The 24390-nt window shown below is 35.9% G+C and carries 12 protein-coding genes; 11 read left to right on the plus strand and 1 reads right to left on the minus strand.

Annotation, left to right across the window (positions count from 1 at the left end; all coding sequences use genetic code 11):
* The first annotated feature begins 43 nt into the window (after positions 1 to 43).
* From REB14_RS02125 to REB14_RS02165, 9 genes are all read left to right on the plus strand, one after another.
* Positions 44 to 1450: a hypothetical protein gene (locus REB14_RS02125; protein ID WP_079242058.1), complete on the plus strand. Its 1407-nt coding sequence runs from the start codon at positions 44 to 46 to the stop codon at positions 1448 to 1450.
* An 11-nt stretch (positions 1451 to 1461) separates the two neighbouring features.
* Positions 1462 to 2748 (plus strand): MFS transporter, encoded by a 1287-nt coding sequence (locus tag REB14_RS02130; protein ID WP_309521362.1) that lies wholly within the window; start codon positions 1462 to 1464, stop codon positions 2746 to 2748.
* Positions 2749 to 2829: 81 nt separating this feature from the next.
* Positions 2830 to 4101 carry a dicarboxylate/amino acid:cation symporter gene (locus tag REB14_RS02135; protein ID WP_309521363.1) on the plus strand — a complete coding sequence of 424 codons (1272 nt, stop codon included), beginning with the start codon at positions 2830 to 2832 and terminating at the stop codon, positions 4099 to 4101.
* 189 nt (positions 4102 to 4290) lie between these two features.
* A complete protein-coding gene (locus tag REB14_RS02140; RefSeq protein WP_079242061.1) occupies positions 4291 to 4797 on the plus strand; it encodes a TlpA family protein disulfide reductase in 507 nt (168 codons plus the stop codon).
* A gap of 166 nt (positions 4798 to 4963) precedes the next feature.
* Positions 4964 to 7012 (plus strand): zinc-dependent metalloprotease, encoded by a 2049-nt coding sequence (locus REB14_RS02145; RefSeq protein WP_309521364.1) that lies wholly within the window; start codon positions 4964 to 4966, stop codon positions 7010 to 7012.
* A 997-nt stretch (positions 7013 to 8009) separates the two neighbouring features.
* Positions 8010 to 8480, plus strand: coding sequence for a hypothetical protein (locus REB14_RS02150; protein WP_309521365.1), 471 nt, complete (start codon positions 8010 to 8012; stop codon positions 8478 to 8480).
* A gap of 449 nt (positions 8481 to 8929) precedes the next feature.
* Complete coding sequence (locus REB14_RS02155; RefSeq protein ID WP_309521366.1) at positions 8930 to 13312, plus strand: choice-of-anchor L domain-containing protein; 4383 nt, start codon at positions 8930 to 8932, stop codon at positions 13310 to 13312.
* Between the two features lie 342 nt (positions 13313 to 13654).
* A complete protein-coding gene (locus REB14_RS02160) occupies positions 13655 to 14962 on the plus strand; it encodes a hypothetical protein (RefSeq protein ID WP_309521367.1) in 1308 nt (435 codons plus the stop codon).
* 197 nt (positions 14963 to 15159) lie between these two features.
* A complete protein-coding gene (locus REB14_RS02165) occupies positions 15160 to 16479 on the plus strand; it encodes a reprolysin-like metallopeptidase (protein WP_309521368.1) in 1320 nt (439 codons plus the stop codon).
* A gap of 264 nt (positions 16480 to 16743) precedes the next feature.
* Here REB14_RS02165 and REB14_RS02170 read toward each other — a convergent pair whose 3' ends face one another.
* Complete coding sequence (locus tag REB14_RS02170) at positions 16744 to 16926, minus strand: hypothetical protein (protein WP_309521369.1); 183 nt, start codon at positions 16924 to 16926, stop codon at positions 16744 to 16746.
* Positions 16927 to 17174: 248 nt separating this feature from the next.
* Between REB14_RS02170 and REB14_RS02175 the strand changes: the two genes are divergently transcribed.
* Both REB14_RS02175 and REB14_RS02180 read left to right on the plus strand, forming a co-directional pair.
* On the plus strand, positions 17175 to 20609 hold the full coding sequence (locus REB14_RS02175) for a PKD domain-containing protein (RefSeq protein ID WP_309521370.1): 3435 nt from the start codon (positions 17175 to 17177) through the stop codon (positions 20607 to 20609).
* Between the two features lie 568 nt (positions 20610 to 21177).
* Entirely contained in the window at positions 21178 to 24330 is a 3153-nt protein-coding gene (locus tag REB14_RS02180; protein WP_309521371.1) for a PKD domain-containing protein, read from the plus strand.
* Positions 24331 to 24390 lie beyond the last annotated feature (60 nt).

The following is a 24390-nucleotide window of genomic DNA, read 5'->3' on the forward strand; positions in this document are numbered from 1 at the left end:
TCTTCAGAATTTATGTCTTGTTTAGGTGCAAATAAAACCACCTATGAAAAGAATGCTATTAATTTTAGGTTTAATAGGCGCTCCGATGGCTTACAGTCAAGATACTCTTAAGCTTAAGAAACCTGAAATTACGACTGAAAAAAATCCCTTAGATATTGGTGAACTCAAAATCAACCTTAATCCTAAAGGAGATAAATGGTTAAAATTCAGTGTTTCCAGCCAGATATGGCTTCGAAGCATTGAAAATAATCCGGGTACAGCTGTAAACTCTGTTCCTCAGCAGGAAACTTATGATGCAGGAATGCGAAGAATGAGACTCACCATTCAAAGCCAGGTCACTCCTTTTTACTCTGTATTCCTTCAGATAGGAGCAAACAATCAAAATTTTATCTCTGGAGGAGGCTCAGGTACAGGCACGAATGGAGCAGGAAAAAAGGCTGCCTTCTTTTTCCATGATGCCTATAATGAATTAGCAATTATTCCAAGAAATGATTTTCAGACAGGGTTACCTAATAAAAGCAACCTTTACTTCGGTGTAGGGCTTCATTCCTGGAATGGAGTAAGTAGAATGACAAACGGAAGTACCACTAAAATGCTGGCAGGAGATCTTCCTATTTTTAATTTTCCCACTATTGAAATTTCAGATCAGTTTTCCAGACAGTTTGGTGTATTTGTACATGGAGAATTTGACAGACTTAATTATAGATTCAGTGTCAATAAACCTTTTGCTACAAACATAAAGCCTATTGTAGGAAGCGGTGCTGTAGATAATAATCAAAATGGTAAATTATCCTTTGCAGGATATGCCTACTATCAGTTTTTCAATAAAGAAATTACAGCAACCTCTTTTCTGGCTGGAAACAACCTCGCTGTAAAAAAAGTACTGAATATAGGAGCAGGATTTTACGCCAATAAAAATGCTACACTGACCCAGCCCAAAGAAAATGTTTTTGAATCTCATAATGCTTCTATTTTCGGCACTGATATCTACTCTGAAATTCCAGTTGGAGATAAAAAGAAAGAAATGGGGCTTACTATATATGGCGTCTTCTATAATTATAACTATGGTCCTAACTATTTAAGAACAAGTGGTATTATGAACCCTGGCACAGCAGATCCTGAATTCACAGGACAAAAAGCTCTGGAAGGAGCAGGAAATAACCGGATTTTAATGGGAACAGGAAATATATTCTTTACCCAGGCTGGTTTCGTACTTCCTAAATTCAGTAAAATCCTGAAAGTTCAACCCTTCTTCAGCTATGCTTTAAAAGATATGAAAGCCTTACATGAAAAAGGAAGCTACTATGACATGGGTGCCAATTTCTTTCTCTATGGCCAAAATGCAAAAATTGTAGCTCAGTATAGCAGCAGACCGATATATGATGCTGTTTCAAAAACGATTTTTGACAGAAAGGGAGAATTCCTGCTTGGACTTTACATCGTACTTTAAAATTACTTTCTATGAATACAACTCAAATTACAACTTCGCAGAGAATCAAAGCCATCATTGGTGGTTCAATAGGAAATCTGGTAGAATGGTATGACTGGTATGCTTATGCCGCATTTGCCATCTATTTTTCAAATTCATTTTTCCCGGATTCTGACCTTAATGCACAGCTGCTTAATACTGCCGGAATTTTTGCTGTAGGTTTCCTCATGCGTCCTGTTGGTGGATGGATGTTTGGAAGTATTGCAGATAAAATTGGAAGAAAAAGAGCTATGACCCTTTCCGTTTTACTGATGTCTTTCGGATCATTACTGATAGCCCTTACTCCTACTTATGAAACTATAGGAATCTTAGCCCCCGTAATGTTATTGATTGCAAGACTTCTTCAAGGATTAAGCGTAGGCGGAGAATATGGCGTTTCAGCTACGTATCTGAGTGAAATGGCAGATGAAAAAAGAAGAGGTTTCTATTCAAGTTTTCAATACGTAACTTTAATTGGTGGACAGCTTATAGCCTTAGGAATCCAGCTCATTTTACAGAAATTAGTACTCACAGAAACACAGCTGGAAAATTGGGGATGGAGAATTCCTTTTGTAGTAGGAGCTTTTCTTTCCGTGATTGCCTTATATCTTAGGTCAAGCCTTCATGAAACTGAGGCTTTTAAAAATAAAGCTTCTCAAGAAAAGAAAGGAACAATCAAAGAACTCCTTAAGCATCCCAAAGCCATCCTTACTGTAGTTGGGCTTACATTAGGAGGAACTCTGGCGTTCTATACCTATACAACGTACATGCAAAAGTTCCTGGTCAATACAGTGCATCTTAGCAAAGAACAGTCTACTTTGATATCATTTATTTCCTTATTTCTTTTTGCATGTCTGCAGCCAGTATTTGGAATGGTATCTGACAAAATAGGCAGAAAACCTTTACTGATTGGTTTTGGAATTCTTGGAACAATATGCACAGTACCTCTTCTCACTATGCTGAGTGTCATTAGCTCTGCATGGGCTGCATTCTCTTTAATTATGATTGCCCTGGTTATTCTTAGCGGATATACTTCAATTAATGCGGTAGTAAAAGCAGAACTCTTTCCTTCAGAGATCCGGGCTTTGGGAGTAGGTCTTCCTTATGCCCTTACTGTTGCTATTTTTGGGGGAACTGCTGAATATATTGCCCTATGGCTCAAAAAGATAAACATGGAATCATTATTCTATTGGTACATCACAGCATGTATACTTTTTTCTCTGATTGTATATGCAAGAATGAAAGACACGAAAAAAACTTCAGAATTAGATAAAGATTAAATGCAGCTATATCGGTAAACCACAATATTTATTCGGCATTCTATCCCTTAACATATTACAAGTATAATAATTTAAACACTTATGAAATCAAAAAAAATATATCAGCAGCTTTACTTTCAAGTTGTTATAGCTATCATTGGCGGAGTACTTTTAGGTCAGTTTTATCCTGAAGTTGGTGAAAAAATGAAACCATTGGGTGACGGTTTTATTAAACTGGTTAAAATGATTATCGCCCCGGTTATTTTTATTACCCTTACATTGGGAATTGCCCACATGACAGACCTCACCAAAGTGGGTCGGATTGCTATAAAATCAATGATCTATTTTCTTACATTCTCTACCCTGGCTCTTGTCATTGGGCTTATTGTAGGAAATCTATTACAGCCAGGGTCAGGATTAAATATAGATCCGGCTAATCTTTCCGGTGATATTTCCCAGTATCAACAGAAAGCCCATGAAACAACGATCACTGGATTTCTCACTAATATTATTCCTGACACTTTGTTTAGTCCTCTTGTAGGCGATAACATTCTTCAGATACTGTTGGTATCTATCTTAATGGGAGTTGCTTTGGTATTAACTAAAAGTAAAAGCCAGAAGATCATTGATTTTATCCAGGATCTATCAGCTCCCATCTTTAAAATTGTACATATGCTGATGAAGCTTGCACCTATCGGAGCTTTTGGTGCAATGGCATTTACTATCGGGAAATACGGACTTTACTCGGTTTTAAATCTGATTTTTTTAGTAGGTACTTTTTACATCACTTCTATCCTGTTCATCATTATCATATTAGGAGCAGTAGCCTGGTATAATGGATTTAATATTTTCAAGCTCATCGTTTATCTTAAAGAAGAAGTTCTTCTGGTATTAGGAACAAGTTCTTCAGAATCTGCACTGCCAGGGATTATGGAGAAGCTTGAAAAAGCAGGCTGTTCGAAAACTATTGTAGGTTTTGTTGTTCCTACCGGCTATTCTTTTAATCTTGACGGAACTAATATTTATATGACTCTTGCTTCACTTTTTATTGCCCAGGCTCTTAATATTCACCTGCCTATTGAAAAACAGCTGGCACTCCTTCTGATTGCTATGCTAAGTTCTAAAGGAGCGGCAGGGGTTACAGGAGCAGGTTTTGTCACTTTAGCAGCAACATTGGCTATTGTACCGGAAATTCCTATTGCCGGAATGACGCTGATTTTAGGAATCGATAAATTTATGAGTGAATGCAGAGCCATCACAAATGTTATTGGTAATTCTGTGGCTACTGTTGTAGTGGCTAACTGGGAGAATCAACTTGATAAAAAACAACTTCAGTTATGTCTTAATACCCCTCATAAAAACCCTACCGAATAATAAGAGCATTTCTATATTTAACTTCATATTAGTAAAGCCTTGTTTTAAAATTTTTAAAACAGGGCTTTTTTACAGATATAAATCAACAATAACCACTATAAAAACCGTCATTCCTATCGTTAAATAACTACAACCTTAATGCCTTTGTAAGCAAATTTATTATATAGCTTTGCTCATAAAAGAAGTTATATGAAAAGGTGGTTTTTATTTTTCATTATTCCAATGGGAATAATATTAATTGGTTTATTATTCCTTAGGTCCAAGAACACAAATAGTTTAACTCAACAGCATAAATCACCTGATATTAAAAATAGTCCTTTCCATAAAGAATATCTTAGTAAAGGGGGAATAACTGTTGTTAATGTATGGGCAACCTGGTGTCAGCCATGTGTAGAGGAAATCCCCGCCTTTCAAAAAATAGCAACCGAAAATAATCATATCAAATTTGTTTTCTTATCGCTGGATGAAGATCAGAAAAAATTAGAAATGTTTCTTACAAAACACCCTATTAATGATATAACGTTTAAAAACAAAGATTATATAGAGACAATCAAAACATTTCTTGGCGGAAATGGCGTCATGGGATATAGCGTTATACCACAGACTTTTATTATAAAAGATGGCAAAGTTGTAGACAAAAGCATGGGAGGTATTGACTATCAGAATTTTACAGACAAGTTAAAATCATTCTACTAGATCCAATTAAATAGGTTGATTAAACCCCAAATAATTGGATTATTCAAATAATTTATTAACATAAAAATCCAAAATTATGAAATTTAAATCATTACTATTTATGTCCCTATTTCCAATAATAGGTTTTGCACAGCAAAATAGGCCTCATGAGTGTAAAGCAGATGAAATGATGAAAAAACATTTTGAACTGCATCCTGAATCAAAGGCTGAATATGAAAATTTTGAGAAATACACCAAAGATTTCATAAAAAAAATGAAATCAAACAAAAATTCATTGAATAATACAATCAATAATCCAACCTACATTATCCCTGTGGTTTTTCATGTGTATGGAGAATCTCAGAGTAATGTAAAAGTAAATTATCAAAAAGTAGTTGACTTACTGGAACAAATTAACTTAAATTTCAATGGAATCAATACTGATTCAAACACTGTAGATCCTGACTTCCAATCTATCAGAGGAGCGTTAAGCATTGAATTTCGATTAGCTAAAATTGATCCAACCGGAAAAGCAACAAGTGGAGTGGTATTTCATCCTTTCAAAGGTGGATACGGCAACGGTGGCGGATATGATACAGAAATTGGCACAGATGCCTGGGATAATTCAAAGTATATGAATGTGTATATCCAAAATGACCTGTATGCTAATAAGGATTTATATCAATCAGGTGTTGCCTGGTATCCGGATTCATACATGACTTCAGTAAATACAGCCAGAGTTGTTTATAATGGACGTTATATATTTAATGCTGCAGGAACAGTGGCTTCAAACGAGTTTTCTGATACATTCACTCACGAATTTGGACATTGGCTAAATCTTCAGCACACGTTCAATGTTCTGTGTTCAACTGCCAACCCTGGTAATGATGGTGACGGAGTGGCTGACACTCCTGTAGAAAATATGTCTTCCGGATTAGGATGTACAGTGGGCAATAATTGTCTAGGACAAAAAGTGAACGTAGAAAACTATATGGGATACAACGGTTCTTCCGGTTGTTATAAAATGTTTACTAATGGACAGGTTGACAGAATGATAGCTGCATTAAACCATGCTTCAAGAATAAATTTATGGCAGCCTGCCAACTTAGCTGCAACCGGAGTTGCTAATACTCCACCAAGGCTAACCCTTAGCAACAGTACATTTACAGAGAACTTAGACAATAACGGAGCTGTATCATTAGATGGAACAGTAGCCTCTGCTCCTACATCAACAATTACATTAAATTCAGCAACATTTGCCGTACCAAATGGAACAACTCTTACTGCAGGAACACATTTCACTTCTTCATTACCCGCAGGATTAACAGCAGCTATAGTAGTTACAAGCCCTACTACTGCTACACTTACCATAAATGGTGCGGCAACCAGTCACCCTAAAAGCCAGGTCCTGAATTCATCAATTACATTCCTTAATCCGGCTATAACAGGAGGCACAACTTCACTAGGATCAACAACAGCTTTAGCATTAACTTTTTCTTATAAAGATCCTTATAAAATAGTTACAGGGACTCCTCTGGAAAGCTATGCCAACCCAACAGCAACAACCGTAACAACCAACTCCGGAGCACCTTGGAAATATTTTATCATTAACCCGGAACTTAGTGATGATGCAGGATATGGCGCCTGGTATTATGCTGCAAATCAATTAAAACTGGAAACCTATTGGAAAGGATTAGTATGTGAAACAGGAACAAGAAATATCAGTTTAATTCCAGCCTGTACCACCATAACTAATGCAAATAATATAGGCTATCCTATTGGTACTCCCGGACAACTGGATGTCTACACTCCTACATACACTACCTGGTCTGGCCAAACCGCTTATGTTGGTTTTAGAAACCAATTCGATGGCTACAACATTAACGGTTATTTCAAATTGATTGTGGGGGCAAATGGTTCAAATTATTCTGTAACTGAATTTGGATATAATACACAACCATATGGCAGTATTACAACACCTTGTGCATTATCTACTGTAGATGTTGATACAACAAACTCAGAAATTTCCATTTATCCAAATCCGGCTTCTGATGTATTGAATATTAAAACAAAAGGGAAAATTAAATCAATTGCTGTTTATGATATGTCTGGAAGAAAAATGAATGCTAAAGTTATTGGTGATAAGGTGGATGTTAAACACTTCCTAAGCGGAACTTATTTAATTGATATTGAAACCACTTTAGGAAAATCTTCCCAAAAATTCATTAAAAAATAAGATCAACACTGTATCAATAAAACATGATATCTAATAAAGGGGGCTGAATATAACTTCGTTTAACATTCATATTTTTTAATTTCCTGTATTTTATGAGATGGTACAGGATCAGGATGGGCTCATTGAGCCCATCTTTTTTATATAACATCCTTAAAAATATGTTATATGACAATTTATAGCTTCATTGGTATAGTCTAATGTTTACAACATATACTTCTTATTACTTAAGCTATTTCAATAAGTTTGTCATTATTAAACTGTTTATTTCATCTTTTAAATTTCGCTCATTTAAATTTAAAAGTATAATATAAGTCAATTACATAATCCTTTAATAAAAAGATATCATTTTTAAACATAAATTCGTCAAACATTCATATTTTAACTTTCTGTATTTTTGAGATGGTACAGGATTAAGATGAGCTCAATGAGCTCATCTTTTTTATATAACATTCTAAAAAAAGATCTTATATGACAATTTATTACTTCATTGATATAGTTGAATATCTACAATCTATACTTCTTATTACTTAAGCTATTTTAATAAGTTTGTCTTATTAAGTTGTTTATGTATACTTTACTAGTAATATTTTAAATAAGTAAAAGATAGGGGACATCTTTTGAGAACCAACTATATCCACATCTTCAATTTCCGATTTTTAGTACTATTGACATTATTCATAATATTAAATTTCACCCTTTTTTAATTTAAAAGTATTACATAAATCGGATATAAAGTCCAGTAACTTTTTTAAGGATATAGTACGTATTATTAGTATTTAAGTGTACAATGGAAGATGGGCAATATGCTCATCTTTCTTTTTTATACCACAGCCTTCTTTATAAATCTATTAAGATCAACAAAGGATATTACTTGTTTTTATCATTAAAAAGGCAGGATTTCATTGATTAATATTTTCATAAGTGTAGTATAATGCCTACGATTCTGATTCTCTGTTATAGAAAAGCATTAATATTTTTGTCACACATTGAAGAATTAATGAAATCCATATTTACTCTGGTCGTTGTGGCAGCCCTTAATCTGGCATGTACCCATACTGAACCAAAAATATTTACCAATAAGAACTCCTCTCCTATTTATCATAAAGTTTACCAAATTTCGGAATTGGCTGCTGTTCCAGACTTTGCTGCACCAATTAAAGAATCGTGGGAAATTCGGAAATTCACATTGATCAAGGATGACTGTAAAAAATTAAATTTTGAACTAAAAGGTACATCCTCAAGCTTTTGGAAGGAAGACAATACCCTGACTGGTTTTGTGATGACTGATATAAAAACAAAAGAAAAAGCAGTGATGACAATAGAAGAAAACGGATATGAACTGATTTATACAGATCATTGCAAAATCTTCAAATTACAAGGTAAAACTGACATCAATAATAAAATATTGACCGATCCGGTGAGTATTCTCAAGAATAAACTTCTAACCTATGCAAGAAACAGGAGATAATACACTTTACCCAACAATGAGATTTCTAAATCGATTTTACATGATACCCATGTCATAAAAAACAGAAAAAATAACACTAACAATATTTTCACAATCGTAGTTCAACAACTACACTTTAAATTCTTTGTTACACCTATTACATTCTTAATTTCATCACTAAAAAAGAATTAATATGTGAAAATTATTATGCTGGGTTGCATTTAAAACCCATTATTCACTACATCGGATATTTAAACATTCAAACTGCCATTCAATCAGTAATGGACATGTATGAATAGATCAATATCAACTTATTCATCTTAAAAAAGAATGAGATGTCTAGATTTCCAAATCCGTCCAATGTAAAAAAAGGATGAGCAAAACCACTCACTACTCAAAGAAACTTATCAAGATCATCATCTATTTTACCAATAAAGTTATAAGTCATAAAACATAATAAAAACAATAATATGAGAGAAAATTTACTTTTAGCGTTATTTTTAGCTTTCCTGGGAAACTTTGTTTTGGCTCAAAATAAAGGAAGGGTAGAGATTGCGGCTAAACCTAAGGCTGCATCTTTGAGAGCTGGTGCTTTTATAGATGTAAATGCACCAGGCTATCCAGAGTCGAACTATCCAATAAATCAGCTGATCAGTGATGTTCTTATATCAGGAGGCACCACTTGTATCAGTTCAAATGTAAGCAATGTAACTGTTTCCCCAAACTTACCGGCCACTGATCCGAACCGAAGCTGGGGATATTTCAATAAATCAAGTACAAACTTTCCTTTCACTAAAGGAATTGTACTTTCAACAGGATATGCAAATAAAGCAGGGAATACTTTCCAGCCTAATTTAAGTGATGACCTTGGAACCGGAGGAGACGCAGATTTATCTGCTGCTATAGGAACCAACAACTTAACCAATGCCACTTCTATAGAATTTGACTTTGTGGCTGCTTCTACTGAAATTACTTTCAGATATTTATTTGCTTCTAAAGAATATCAGGGCAACTATCCTTGTTCCTATACTGATGGCTTTGCCTTACTCTTAAAAAAAGTATCTGATCCTACTTATACCAATCTTGCTATACTTCCAGGAGGAGCAGGGCCTGTAAGTGTAACCAATATTCACCCTCAATATCCAAACTGCGGACCTCAAAATGAAGTATATTATGGGGGTACCAATACTGCTCAGATTGAGACTAATTTTAACGGACGTACTATTCCACTTACTGCAAAAGCAACAGTAATTCCTGGAGAAACTTATCATTTTAAAATTGTACTTGCAGATTATAATGATACCGCATATGATTCAGCAGTATTTCTTGAGGCAGGATCATTCGATATCGGGGTGAAAATGATGGATCCGGCAAATGTACAGCTTCCAGGAACTGTCAATATGTGTGATAATACGCCGCAAACGTTTACTGCTTCTGTTCAAGGATCTAATATAACCTATCAGTGGTATCAGGGAGCCAATGCTATTCCCGGAGCGACGAACGCAAGCTATACAGCAACACAGCCAGGTGTATATACTGTTAAGGTTTTTATTCAGGGAAACAACTGCCCCGGAGAGGCTACTATTACTGTAATAGGCGGAACTTCGCCTGTCGTCCAGAACGCAAGCTTAAGTGAATGTTCCAGCTCCACAACAGCTAATTTCGATTTAACATCCGCACAAACTTTAATAAGTACTACTCCGGGAACTGTGTTTTCATATTATACGACTTTGGCAGACGCCAATGCAGGAAATACCAATACCATTGCCAATCCTGCAGCTTATCTTTCCGGAAATGCAACCATTTATGTCCGTGTCAGCTCAGGAGCATGTTTCAAAGTGGCTCAATTGCAGCTTACAGTAACACAGACTGTAAATCCTGTTATCACTCCTTCATCAGCTACCATTTGTTATGGTGGCAGCGTGACTCTTACCTCAAACCAAACTACTGGAAATATATGGTCTACAGGGGCAACAACACAATCTATTACCGTAACTTCTCCGGGAACCTATACCCTATCCAACAGCAATGGATCATGTACAAGTACTTCTACTTCTGTTACCATCAATGCTGAAAGCAATCCTGATGTACAGATTACAGGAAACCTGATTCTTTGTGAATCTTCAGCAACTACTTTAACAGCCACTTCTACAGGAACCGGAAATACTTTTTCCTGGTCAAACGGGGTAAATGGATCTACCAATACCGTTACGGCAGGAGGTGTGTATACAGTGACTGTTACTACGCCTTCAGGTTGCCAATATCAAAAATCCGTGACCGTAACTCAAGGTGTGGTTCCGGTAGTTCAGAACGCAACCTTAAGCGAATGTTCCAGCTCCGCAACAGCTAATTTCGATTTAACATCCGCACAAACTTTAATAAGTACTACTCCCGGAACTGTGTTTTCATATTATACGACTTTGGCAGACGCCAATGCAGGAAATACCAATACCATTGCCAATCCTGCAGCTTATCTTTCCGGAAATGCAACCATTTATGTCCGTGTCAGCTCAGGAGCATGTTTCAAAGTGGCTCAATTGCAGCTTACAGTAACACAGACTGTAAATCCTGTTATCACTCCTTCATCAGCTACCATTTGTTATGGTGGCAGCGTGACTCTTACCTCAAACCAAACTACTGGAAATATATGGTCTACAGGGGCAACAACACAATCTATTACCGTAACTTCTCCGGGAACCTATACCCTATCCAACAGCAATGGATCATGTACAAGTACTTCTACTTCTGTTACCATCAATGCTGAAAGCAATCCTGATGTACAGATTACAGGAAACCTGATTCTTTGTGAATCTTCAGCAACTACTTTAACAGCCACTTCTACAGGAACCGGAAATACTTTTTCCTGGTCAAACGGGGTAAATGGATCTACCAATACCGTTACGGCAGGAGGTGTGTATACAGTGACTGTTACTACGCCTTCAGGTTGCCAATATCAAAAATCCGTGACCGTAACTCAAGGTGTGGTTCCGGTAGTTCAGAACGCAACCTTAAGCGAATGTTCCAGCTCCGCAACAGCTAATTTCGATTTAACATCCGCACAAACTTTAATAAGTACTACTCCCGGAACTGTGTTTTCATATTATACGACTTTGGCAGACGCCAATGCAGGAAATACCAATACCATTGCCAATCCTGCAGCTTATCTTTCCGGAAATGCAACCATTTATGTCCGTATAGCATCAGCTACCTGTTCGAAAGTTGTAGAATTGCAATTGATAATCAATATAAACCCTACTCTAGTCATTTCTACATCAGCTCCGGCAATCTGTAGTAATGGGAGTGTAACTTTAACATCGAATTTTACAACGGGAAATACATGGTCTACAGGAGCAACAACTCAATCTATCACCATAACAGCTCCCGGAATTTATACTTTAACTAATACAAGTGGAAACTGTGCCATTGCTCCTGCATCAATTACTGTTGTAGCAGATGTGGATCCCAATGTGCAAATTACTGGGAGTTTAGCCTTTTGTGAAGGTTCATCTACAATTTTAACGGCAACGGCATCAGGCACAGGAAATACTTTTTCCTGGTCAAACGGGGTAAACGGAACTACAAATACAGTTACAGCAGGAGGTATTTATACGGTGACTGTTACTACACCCGCAGGTTGCCAATATCAAAAATCGGTAACCGTAACCATGGACCCTGCTATTATCGTCAATATTGCTACTCCTTCGCAAATTACATGTACTGTTGCACAAATTACACTGGATGCTACAACATCTGTTTATCAGCCTGGAGCAACATTCTTGTGGACAGCAACCAATGGTGGAAATATTATTTCAGGAGCAAATACTTTAACTCCAATAGTTAATAATGGTGGAACTTACACCCTTACGATTACAAGTGCTAATCCATTAGGTTGTGTGAAACAAGCTACAGTAACCGTAATAAATAATACAACCCCACCTATTATTTCTATCACCGCACCTGCTCTTACAATTTGTAAAGGGCAATCTGTTACTCTAACTGCATCCGGTGCTATAACCTATACATGGACTGGATTATCAGGTAACGGAAATACTCAAACAGTTTCCCCTACTTCCACAACGACCTATACCGTAACCGGAGTGGGAACCAATGGTTGTGGTTCACAAACAGCTGCAACCATTACCATCAATGTGATTCCTGAAATAACATCCTCTCTGAACAATATAGAAATCTGCAAAGGAGATATGGGTATATTAGATGCAGGATCAGGTTTAAACTATACTTATAACTGGAATACCGGAGCGACAACTCAGAAAATCAATGTAACTGCTACCGGTACTTATACAGTAACCATCAATAATGGAACTTGCTCTAAATCCTTTACCGCTACAGTTTCATATATTCTTACTCCAGAAATTACCGGTATAGTTTACAATAACAATACCTTAACTATTAATGCAAAAAATAATGGAAGTATTTCTCTTGAATATTCTATTGATGGAGGGGTAACCTGGCAGACTTCAAATGTTTTCACCAATGTTCTTAAAAACACTCTATATTCTATTCGAGTTAGAAACAAAGAGACTTCTTGTGATACAAATGTAGAATATTATACTTTCTTTATGGCTAATGTTATTACTCCCAATAGTGATGGCATTAACGATGTAATAGATTTTAGTGAGATCAGTAAATACGGAAATTTTGAAGGAAGCATATTCGACAAATATGGTAAAGCAGTATTTAAACCAACCTCCAAAACTCCAATTTGGAACGGGAAATATATTGGAAACCCTCTTCCAACCGATACGTATTGGTACAAACTATTCTGGCAAGATAAAATAAGTAAAAAGAATGTTGAACTATCAGGTTGGATCCTATTAAAAAACAGAGAGTAGATCTGATGAATATCGATATGGATCAATCTGCTCATTAGCGTCAAGGTTTCATTTTCTTTAAAAAAGAATAAAACCATCACAAAATGGAATACCCCAAAAAGTCAGAGACTTTTTGGGGTATTTTTATGGAAAGTTCAGGTATAGTTTAAATTTTAAGAATAACCGAGTAGAAAACTATAAGTATCCTTACTCAATATGAATATACTAACACTGCATTCAATCTAAAAAAACATAACAATAAAGACCATAAATACCTTCATATCTGTAGTTTAATCTTTACGACTGGTATTTTTCACATCACAATTAAGTTAATAAATTTATCACCGATTAAAGAATTATATTATGAAAAAGATTATGATTTCAATGGCCTTTGCAGCCACTCTGTTTATTTCTTGTAATAATGAGAATCTTGAAACCAGTTCATCTGCAGATAACGGTGTTGTAACCAACAATGGCAGTATGTACAAAATTTCAGAACTACCGCTAATACCGGATTTTGCAAAACCTATTGAAAAAGAAGGCGAAGTAAGAAAGTTTACTTTGATTAAAAACGATGGTTCAAAACTCTATTTTGAACTGACAAGTAATAGTGATACGCTGTTTGGAAAAAAGAGAACTTTTACAGGTTCCGTGAATACTGATGGAAAAATTAATGAGAAAGTCATCATGATTGTTGGTGAAAATGGTTTTGATTTATTTTATAAAGACAAAGATCAAGACTTCAGACTAAAGGGAAAAAGCGAACTAAATATTGGTTATAAGCCCATAGAGTTTAACCCACAAGGGAAGCTGAAAACACAATTTTTAGCTTATGCCAAAAAAAATGAAACCGATGGACAGCAATTGCTAAATCAGTTTAATAAGAAAAGGGGTAATGACAATAATCAATATAATACGATTATTGAAAACTCAAATCATTATGTACTCTTAAATGAGACTGCAGGTTTACAAAAAAGAAGGTCAGCAGAAAGACAAGGGAAATGTGGTATAGACCACCTTACTTCTACTCAACATGAATTAAACAATAAAGTAGAAAATGTTGAAAAAAATACAAAAGTAGGAGCTTACAATATAGAAGTTATAGGCATCATGGGAGACGTGGACTTCGATAACCAATATGCTAAGGTAGTCCTATCATTAAAAGCTATATATCCAAACATGCAAATCAACTGGTGGCAATATCAATTCACTAATTCTCCACAAAATTCAGACGGAACCATTAATCAAAATTATATTGAAGAGCTGGCAGAATGGACTAATGCATTAGAAAAAGAAGCCGATGCCTACAAACAGCTAGAAAAGTTACGGGCTTTTTCCGAAAAACATCCTTATAACACTAAAAGACGTGTAAGAATGGCAGCATATGGAGATAGCTGGAACAATTATTTAGAAGGTTTAGCTGAGTTGAATTATTATAAAACTAGTACTGAAAGCTCTTATCGGAATGGACGATCTGTTCTAATAATATCTGATAATTACAATACTACATTGGCTCATGAATGTGGCCATAATTTAGGAGCTATACATGTTAACAATACAGAGGATGTTATGCATCCCGAAGCAAAGGGTTTCTGGGGAGCATACAATGCTTATAATCATCATGACGTTACCAATATCTCCAAAATAAAAACATCATTAATAATTAATTAATCCGGATCTTAAAATCAGTACATTGTAAAAAGGATGAGCAGTTTTGTTCATCCTTTTATTGTATGATGACATGTCTATTAAAAAATACGATAAGTAAGATCATTAATTCTTTCATCCATGTAGTTTTATATCCACCCGTATATTTTTTTATATCACAATAAAGGGATTAATTTTATCACCTATTAAAGAATTATTTTATGAAAAAAATTATGATTTCAATGGCCTTTGCAGCCACTCTGTTTGTTTCATGTCACAATGAGAACCTTGAAACCAGTTCATCTGCAGATAACGGTGTTGTAACCAACAATGGCAGTATGTACAAAATTTCAGAACTACCGCTAATACCGGATTTTGCAAAACCTATTGAAAAAGAAGGCGAAGTAAGAAAATTCACGCTTATCAAAAATGATGGTACAAAACTCTATTTTGAACTGACAAGTAATAGTGATACGCTGTTTGGAAAAAAGAGAACTTTTACAGGTTCCGTGAATACTGATGGAAAAATTAATGAAAACGTTATCATGATTGTTGGTGAAAACGGGTTTGATCTGTTTTATAATGATAAAAATCAGGATTTTAGACTAAAAGGAAAAAATGAACTAAATATTGGTTATAAGCCAATAAAGTTTAACCCACAAGGGAAGCTGAAAACACAATTTTTAGCTTATGCCCAAAAAAATGGAATAGATGGACAGCAAATGCTAAATCAGTTTAATAAGAAAATGGTTAATGACAATAATCAATATAATACCATTATTGAAAATTCAAATCATTATGTACTCTTAAATGAGACTGCCAGTAACCAAAAAAGGAAGTCAGCAGAAGGTCAAGTAAAATGCGGTACAAATCACCTTACTTCTACTCCAGGTGAACTAAACAATAAGACAGAAGATATCGCAAAAAATTCCAACATAGTACTCACTTATAATATTGAATTAATAGGCATGATAGGAGATCCAGATTTTGATAATCAATATACACACTTAGCCACTTCATTAAAAGGTATAGATCCAAACATACAAATCAACTGGTGGCAATATAAGTTCACTAATCACTCTCCTCTCAATCCTGACGGAACAATTAATTACGGTTATCTTGATGAGATAATAGAATGGACAAATGCACTATCAAAAGTAGACAATTCACTTGACCAGATAAAAAAGTTACAAATATTTTCGGCTAGTCATCCTTATAAAAACCCTAAGATGAGACATGTAAGAGTCGCATTATTTGGAAATAATTGGAATGACGCTAACGGAAGAGCAGGCCTTAATGTGTATAAAGGAACTAATAGTGACTACCCAAACTTTTATAGAGAAAATTCTGTTGCAATAGCCAATGATAATTATAATAGTACACTAGCTCATGAATGTGGTCATAATTTAGGAGCTGATCATGCAGATAATACCGGGGATGTTATGTACGAAAAACTAAATGGTTTTTTCGGAGCATACAACGCTTATAATCATCATGACGCTACCAATATCTCTAAAATAAAAAATTCATTTACTTATTAATAATAAATTTCATTTAGTATAATCCGGATCTTAGAATCAGTACATTGTAAAAAGGATGGGCCATTGCTCATCCTTTTAATTTAACACCAATTAAAATTTATTCATAATACAGCAATAAATAACTTCCTGTTCGTAGTACAATATCTACAGTTTTCATTCTCTGCTGTTTTAATTTTTTCAATAGGTTTGTAAAAATTAATTCACTTACAAAATATCAATAAAAATGCTTGACAAAGCTCATCGTCATAGAAATATTATCCTGGTTTATTCCGGAGTTTCATTAAGAATGATATTATCTGTATTTATTTCAATATGTTCCTGGTTTAGAAGATACCCTTTTCCGGATATAGACCATAGGTTTTTTTGTAAGTGTTTGTAGAAAGATGGACAATAGTCCATCTTTCTTTTTTGAATTAACGGACAAGCAATGAAAATAAAATTATCCATACATTTAACAATACAAATTGCTGACAAAAACATTCTATATTCTTTGCCACTATAACTAATAATTTTAAAAAGACTGTAGTTTTTTAACGATATTATTACATTTTATTTCAGGTTTTAATCAATTTATTTCTACATATATTATTTTCATTCAAAGATATTTAATAAGACATTTACAACAAACAAACTCTCTACAAAGGGAATTATATTGATATTTTTTATACAGCATCAATCTTATAAATATAAAAATTATGAAAAAAATGATGTTTTTGTCACTATTCCTATGTGGATTGTGTGATGTGTACAGTCAAAATTTTGAACTTCAAACATACAAAGCGGGTTTTGATCTGCCAGTTGGAGTAGTCTTTGACAGCAGCGGGAATGCTTATGTCTGGGAAAAAGCCGGTAAGGTAAAACAAATTGCCCCGAATGGAGGCAATGTTACCACAATCATTGACATTTCAAGTGAAGTGATGAATCCCAGTGGTGATGATCATGGATTATTAGGATTTACTCTTGATCCTCAATTTGCTACTAATGGTTATGTATATTTATGGTATACGGTAGAGCCCCGCACCTTATTCTCCGGAATAAATGCGGATGATCAGTTTTCAGCAACAATTGGAAGATGTACCCGGTATACTTACGTAAACGGTGTTCTTGATCCTGGTACCAGGAAGATATTGGTAGGAGATCATACTCAATATAGCTTTAGAGATGGACCTCCTATTTTAGCAACGGCACATGGAGTCGGAAGTGCATTTTTCGGAGCAGACGGCAGCTTAATGCTTTCTGTTGGGGACAGCTCTCTGGGTGATCAGGCAGGAGCACAAGGCGTTGCAAGAGGTATTCTTCCTCAGGCTGAGCAATCATTAATACAAATGAGGGTTCAATCAAAATCTTCTCTTTCCGGTAAGATTTTAAGGATTGATAAAGAAACCGGAAATGGAATACCCGGCAATCCGTATTATGATTCAACACAACCGAGAAGTGCACAATCCAGGTTGGCCGTAATGGGGCTTAGAAATCCTTACAGGGTTACTGCCATTACACAGAACATTGTCGGAAACGGACCCGGCCAGTTTTTAGTAAGTGATACCGGAGAGAATGCCTGGGAAGAAGCAGCCCTATACTCTATGGGAGATAATGGAGGATGGCCTCATTATGAAGGGTTTGATCATGCAAGGATCAATGAGCAGTTTACCACTTTTCCCAAAGACCCTTCTTATACCTTCAAATACCCTTTATATGCATGGGCCCATCCCGATAATGGCAACCCTAACAAACTCTGGGGAACAGACAGTAAAATCAACAAAGACGGCAATCCGGTCCTTTGGTACAATCTTTCTTCTGATTCATACAATCATAAAGGAACCTCATCTACCGCCAATACTTTTTATCCAAAAGAAATTAGTATTGACAGATATGGGGGTTCCTTAACCAACACTATTCTGGTTGGTGATTATACAGGAAGTGATCTTATGGCTATTAAATTTGAAGAAAATAACTCAGCAGCTAATTTCTCACGTCCAGCAAAGGTATATAAGGCTCTTAGTGCTGGTGGCATTGTCCATTTATATACTAATCCATATGACGGATATATTTATACTGTAAATTATGCTGGTAACGGAAATTCGATTTCAAGATTGGCTATAACAGGTAATTATGCTCCAACAGCAATTATTAAATCTGATAAAAACTCTATTAATCAGACTGGAAATACGGTACAATTTTATGGTGATCTTTCCTATGATAAAGAAACTCAAAACTTACAGTATTTATGGAATTTTGGAGACGGAACCACTTCTACTGAAATAAATCCGGTACATACTTTTTCTATTCCAAACTCTGCCCCGGATAAAAGAGTGGTAACACTTACTGTTACTGATGCAGGAGGAGCTACCAATATTGCGACCAAAGAAATTTATCTTAATAATAATGCCCCTGTTATTCAGGATGTAGTAATTAGGAGAACATCTGATAACACAATTGTTCAAACCTTACCTAATACTCACCCAAGCTCTACTAATGTTAATATTAGCGTTGCGGCCACTGATGATCTGACAAGTGCGGGTAACTTAACCTATACCATACAGGTGAACAGACACCATGACGATCATATCCATTATGGCTCAGTAATCAACGGCTCAACAACTAATACCACTTTTGTACCGGAAGGAGGCTGCGGAGAAGGAGCAACCTATTGGTTTGAGGTATTGGTAAAAGTAAAAGATGCACAAGGTGCTGAAAATGAATTCAGCAAACAGATTTTCCAGACATGTAATGGACTGCAAAGCCAGACCATTACTGTTTCCAATCCATTAACAAAAATCAGCAGGAATGCCAATCCATATCTATTGAATGCTACCGCATCTTCAGGGCTGCCGATTTCATTCAGAAGGGTTTCCGGACCTATCAATGTGGATAATAGTGGTAAAATCACCTTTACAGGAGGAGCCGGAGCAGCAAGAATCATTCTGTTACAGGCCGGAAATACCACCTATGGTAATGCCACTCCTGTTTACATAGACTTTGAAGTCAATAATGATGCTATGCCGGTTGCTAATTTTACAGATCCATTTGAAGTGTGCACAGACAAAAGTGTAAAAGTAATCAATAATAGTACGGGCGGATCTTCTGCATCTTATACGTGGAGATTATATGATGGCAATAACCATGTTGTTCTTACCAGCTCAAACAAAGATTTTGATTTCACTATTCCTAACAGCCCTTCTGCATTGTTTAGAGTAGAACTGACAGCTGCTAATTCGTTGGGAACAAATACGAAATCAGGTGCATGGATAGCTAAAAAAGTATGTTCTGCCACAACCTCCCTTCTTGCCAGCTTTATTACCCCCAATACATTATGTACTAACAGCAATAATACAATCGTTAATACAAGTAACGGTGGATCTGATACCACATATGAATGGACGCTGAAAGAAGGAAATACTTATCAAAATATCCTTACAAGTACCAGCAAAGATTTCGTATTCACATTACCAAACCATCCTGCTTATTACTATGAAATTACTCTGAAAGCAGCCAATGCATCGGGAACAAATACAAAAACCAGTGCATGGATTTATAAGAATCAATGTTCTGTTAAATCCTCTCCCCTTGCCGACTTCGCTGCACCCAATACATTATGTACTAACAGTAATAATACTATCATTAATACAAGCAATGGTGGATCTGATACCACATACGAATGGACTCTTAAAGAAGGAAATACTTATCAAAATATTCTTACCAGTACCAACAAAGATTTTGTATTCACATTACCTAATCTTCCCGCATACTATTATCAGGTTACTTTGAAAGCAACCAACTCATCAGGAACCAACTCAAAAACCAGCGCATGGATGTATAAGAATCAATGTACAACAAAAACAAGTCTTAACAATAAAGTAATTTATGCTTCAGAAAGAGATAAAGCAGAACTTCCAATAGACAATGATCTTGTTTATCCAAATCCAACAAGTTCAAGCTTTAACTTCAGCGATAATGCCTTAAAAAGTTATACCGAGTATAGTATTTACGATATGGCAGGAAGAGAAATGAATAAGGGTTCAATACAGGATGCAGCAGTAGATATTTCTAAATATCCTAACGGAAATTATACTATTGTATTGATCAACACCTCAACTAAAGAAAGAATCACCAGCAAAATTATTAAAAAGTAGAATTCAATTACCATGGTGCGCCTAAACGGCGCACTTTTTATATTATGAAAAATGCTGAAACCTACTTAAAAGGCAATACCGAACTTAAATCTATTCTTAATTTCCTGAGACAGGATAAAAAATATGTCTAGCAATGTTGGTTCTTTCCCTTTCACAAACAGAGGTTTCGGAAACAAAATATAATGTAAAAGAAAATCTTTTATAGACAAAAGCATATCATCAGAGGAAAAAAACTCTTCCAAAGTCCTGTCCTCATTAATAATTCTTTGGAAATGAATGAAAATTTGGACAACAATAATCATAAAAATTCCCAATCATTTACCAATATATAGATAAGGAAAGCAAAATGATCTATTTCTTCACCGCATAAAAAAAATACCCATAATTCCTGTAGTTTTTTAACGATATTTTCACATTTTATTTCTGTATTCAATCAAGTTATTCCTACATACATTATTTCTATTTAAAGTGATTTAAGAAGGATATTTGTACTACAAATATTCATGACCCGGGGAATTTCTTTCACATTCGTATACACCATGAATATTAAAATTATTATATAAAAATCATGAAAAAAATTATGTTTTTATCACTCTTCCTAGCCGGATTATGTGATGTGTACAGTCAAAATTTTCAGCTCCAGCCCTACAAGTCAAATTTTGAACAGCCGGTGGGTGTTGTTTTTGACAGCAGTGGAAATGCTTATGTCTGGGAGAAAGGTGGTAAAGTAAAACAAATCGCTCCCAATGGAGGTAACGTTTCTACGGTTATTGATATTTCAGGTGAAGTCATGAGCCCGGATGGTGATGACCATGGATTATTAGGATTTGCTCTTGATCCTCAGTTTGCCACTAATGGCTATATTTACTTATGGTATACTGTAGAGCCGCGCACCTTATTCTCAGGAATAAATGCCGATGATCAGTTTTCAGCAACTATTGGAAGATGTACCCGATATACTTATAAAAATGGAGCTATTGATTATAATTCCCGAAAAGTATTAGTAGGAAATAATACCCAATATGGCCTTACTGACGGACCTGCTATTTTTGGAACAACCCACGGAGTCGGAACTGCCTTTTTCGGAGCAGATGGCAGCTTAATGCTCTCTGTTGGTGATGGTTCTTTGGGGGACCAGGTAGGAGCACAAGGGGTTACACGAGGTATTCTTCCTCAGGCTGAGCAATCATTAATGCAGATGAGGGCTCAATCAAAATCTTCTCTTTCTGGTAAGATTTTAAGGATTGATAAAGAAACCGGAGATGGAATGCCTGGAAATCCATATTATAATTCAACCCAACCAAGAAGCGCACAATCCAGAATGGCAGTAATGGGACTTAGAAACCCATATAGAGTAACTCCTCTTACACAGAATGTTCTTGGAGGGGGACCCGGACAATTTTTGGTAAGTGATACCGGAGAAAATGCCTGGGAAGAAGCGGCCCTATACTCTATGGGAGATAACGGAGGATGGCCACATTATGAAGGGTTTGATAATGCAAGGATTAATGAGCAGTTTACCACTTTTACAAAAGATCCTTCTTACACTTTCAAATACCCTTTATATGCATGGGCTCACCCCAATAATGCTAACAAAGGCTGGGGAACGGACAGTAAGATTAACCAAAACGGTAACGCCGTTCTTTGGAATACTCTCGCTGGTTCATACAACCATATGGGTACCTCTTCTACCGGAAACACCTTTTATCCTAAAGATATTATTACTGACAGGTACAATGGTGCACTGGCAAACACGGTTTTGGCAGCAGATTATGTTGGAAATGAAGTAATGGGTATCAAGTTTAATGAAAATGGTGCAAATGCCAATTTTTCAAGTCCAACAAAGGTATACAAGGCTTTTGAAGCAGGTGGTATTGTCCATTTATACACCAACCCATATGACGGATATATTTATGTTGTAAACTACAACGGAACGTATGGAAATTCGATTTCAAGACTAGAGATAACCGGTAATTATACTCCAACAGCAATTATTAAATCTGATAAAAACTCTATTAATCAGAATGGAAATACGGTACAGTTTTCAGGTGGGCTTTCTTATGATAAAGAAACTCAAAACTTACAGTATTTATGGAATTTTGGAGATGGAACTACCTCTACTGAAGTAAATCCGGTTCACACTTTTTCTATTCCAAGCTCTGCTCCGGATAAAAGAGTGGTAACGCTTACTGTTACTGATGCTGGAGGAGCTACCAATATTGCCACCAAAGAAATTTATCTTAATAATAATGCTCCTGTTATTCAGGATGTAGTGGTGAAAAAGTCATCTGACAACTCTGTTGTTCAGGCCTTACCTAATACTTACCCAAGCTCTACCAATGTTAATATTAGCGTTACTGCCACTGATGATCTGACAAGTGCGGGTAACTTAACCTATACCATGCAGGTGAACAGACATCATGATGATCATATCCATTATGGCTCGGTAATCAACGGCTCAACAACTAATACCACTTTTGTACCTGAAGGAGGCTGTGGAGAAGGAGCAACCTATTGGTTTGAGGTATTGGTAAAAGTAAAAGATGCACAAGGTGCTGAAAGTGAATTTAGCAAACAGATTTTCCAGACATGTAACGGATTGCAAAGTCAGACCATTACTGTTTCCAATCCATTAACGAAAATCAGCAAGAATGCCAATCCATATCAATTGAATGCTACCGCATCATCAGGGCTGCCAATTTCATTCAGAAGGGTTTACGGGCCTATCAATGTAGATAATAGCGGTAAAATCACCTTTACAGAAGGGGCCGGGGCTGCAAGAATCATTCTGTTACAGGCCGGAAATACCACCTATGGTAATGCCAATCCTGTTTACGTAGATTTTGAAGTCAATAATGATGCTACGCCGGTGGCTAATTTTACAGATCCATTTGAAGTGTGCACAGACAAAAGTGTAAAAGTAATCAATAATAGTACGGGTGGCCCTTCTACATCTTATACATGGAAATTATATGATGGAAACAATCAGGTTGTTCTTACTAACCCAAGCAAAGATTTTGATTTCACTATTCCTAACAGTACTTCTGGATGGTTTAGAGTTGAGTTGACAGCTGCTAACTCGTTGGGAACAAATACAAAATCAGGTGCATGGATAGCTAAAAAAGCATGCAATGCCACAGTAACGCCTGTTGCCAACTTTGCTGAGCCAACAACATTATGTACGAATAGAAGTAATACGATTATCAATACAAGCGCCGGAGGAGCTGCTACTACTTATGAGTGGACTATTCAGGAAGGAAATCAATACCAGAATATCCTAACCAGTACCAGCAAAGATTTTGTATTTACATTACCTAATTATGCTGCCAGCTTCTATAAAGTTTCGTTGAAAGCAACCAACTCATTGGGAACTAATACAAAAACCAGTGCATGGATATCTAAGAGTCAGTGTACAACTACTGCAAGAATGGGTAACAATACCAAAGCAATTTCTGCTCCAAACGGAGATAAACCAGAACTTCCAATAAACAAGGATCTTGTTTATCCAAACCCAACCAGTTCAAGCATTAACTTCAGCTATGATGCTGTAAAAAATTATACCGAGTATAGTATTTACGATATGGCAGGAAGAGAAATGAAGAGAGGTTCAGTACAGGATGCGACAGTAGATATTGCTAAGTATCCGAACGGAACTTACACTATTGTATTTGTCAACTCTACAACTAAAGAAAGAGCTACTAAGAAAATTATTAAAAAGTAGAATTCAATCACCATGGTGCGCCGTTAAGGCGCACCTCTTTATATTATGAAAAAAATACTG

It is taken from the genome of Chryseobacterium metallicongregator (assembly GCF_031324065.1).
Lineage (GTDB): Bacteria > Bacteroidota > Bacteroidia > Flavobacteriales > Weeksellaceae > Chryseobacterium > Chryseobacterium metallicongregator.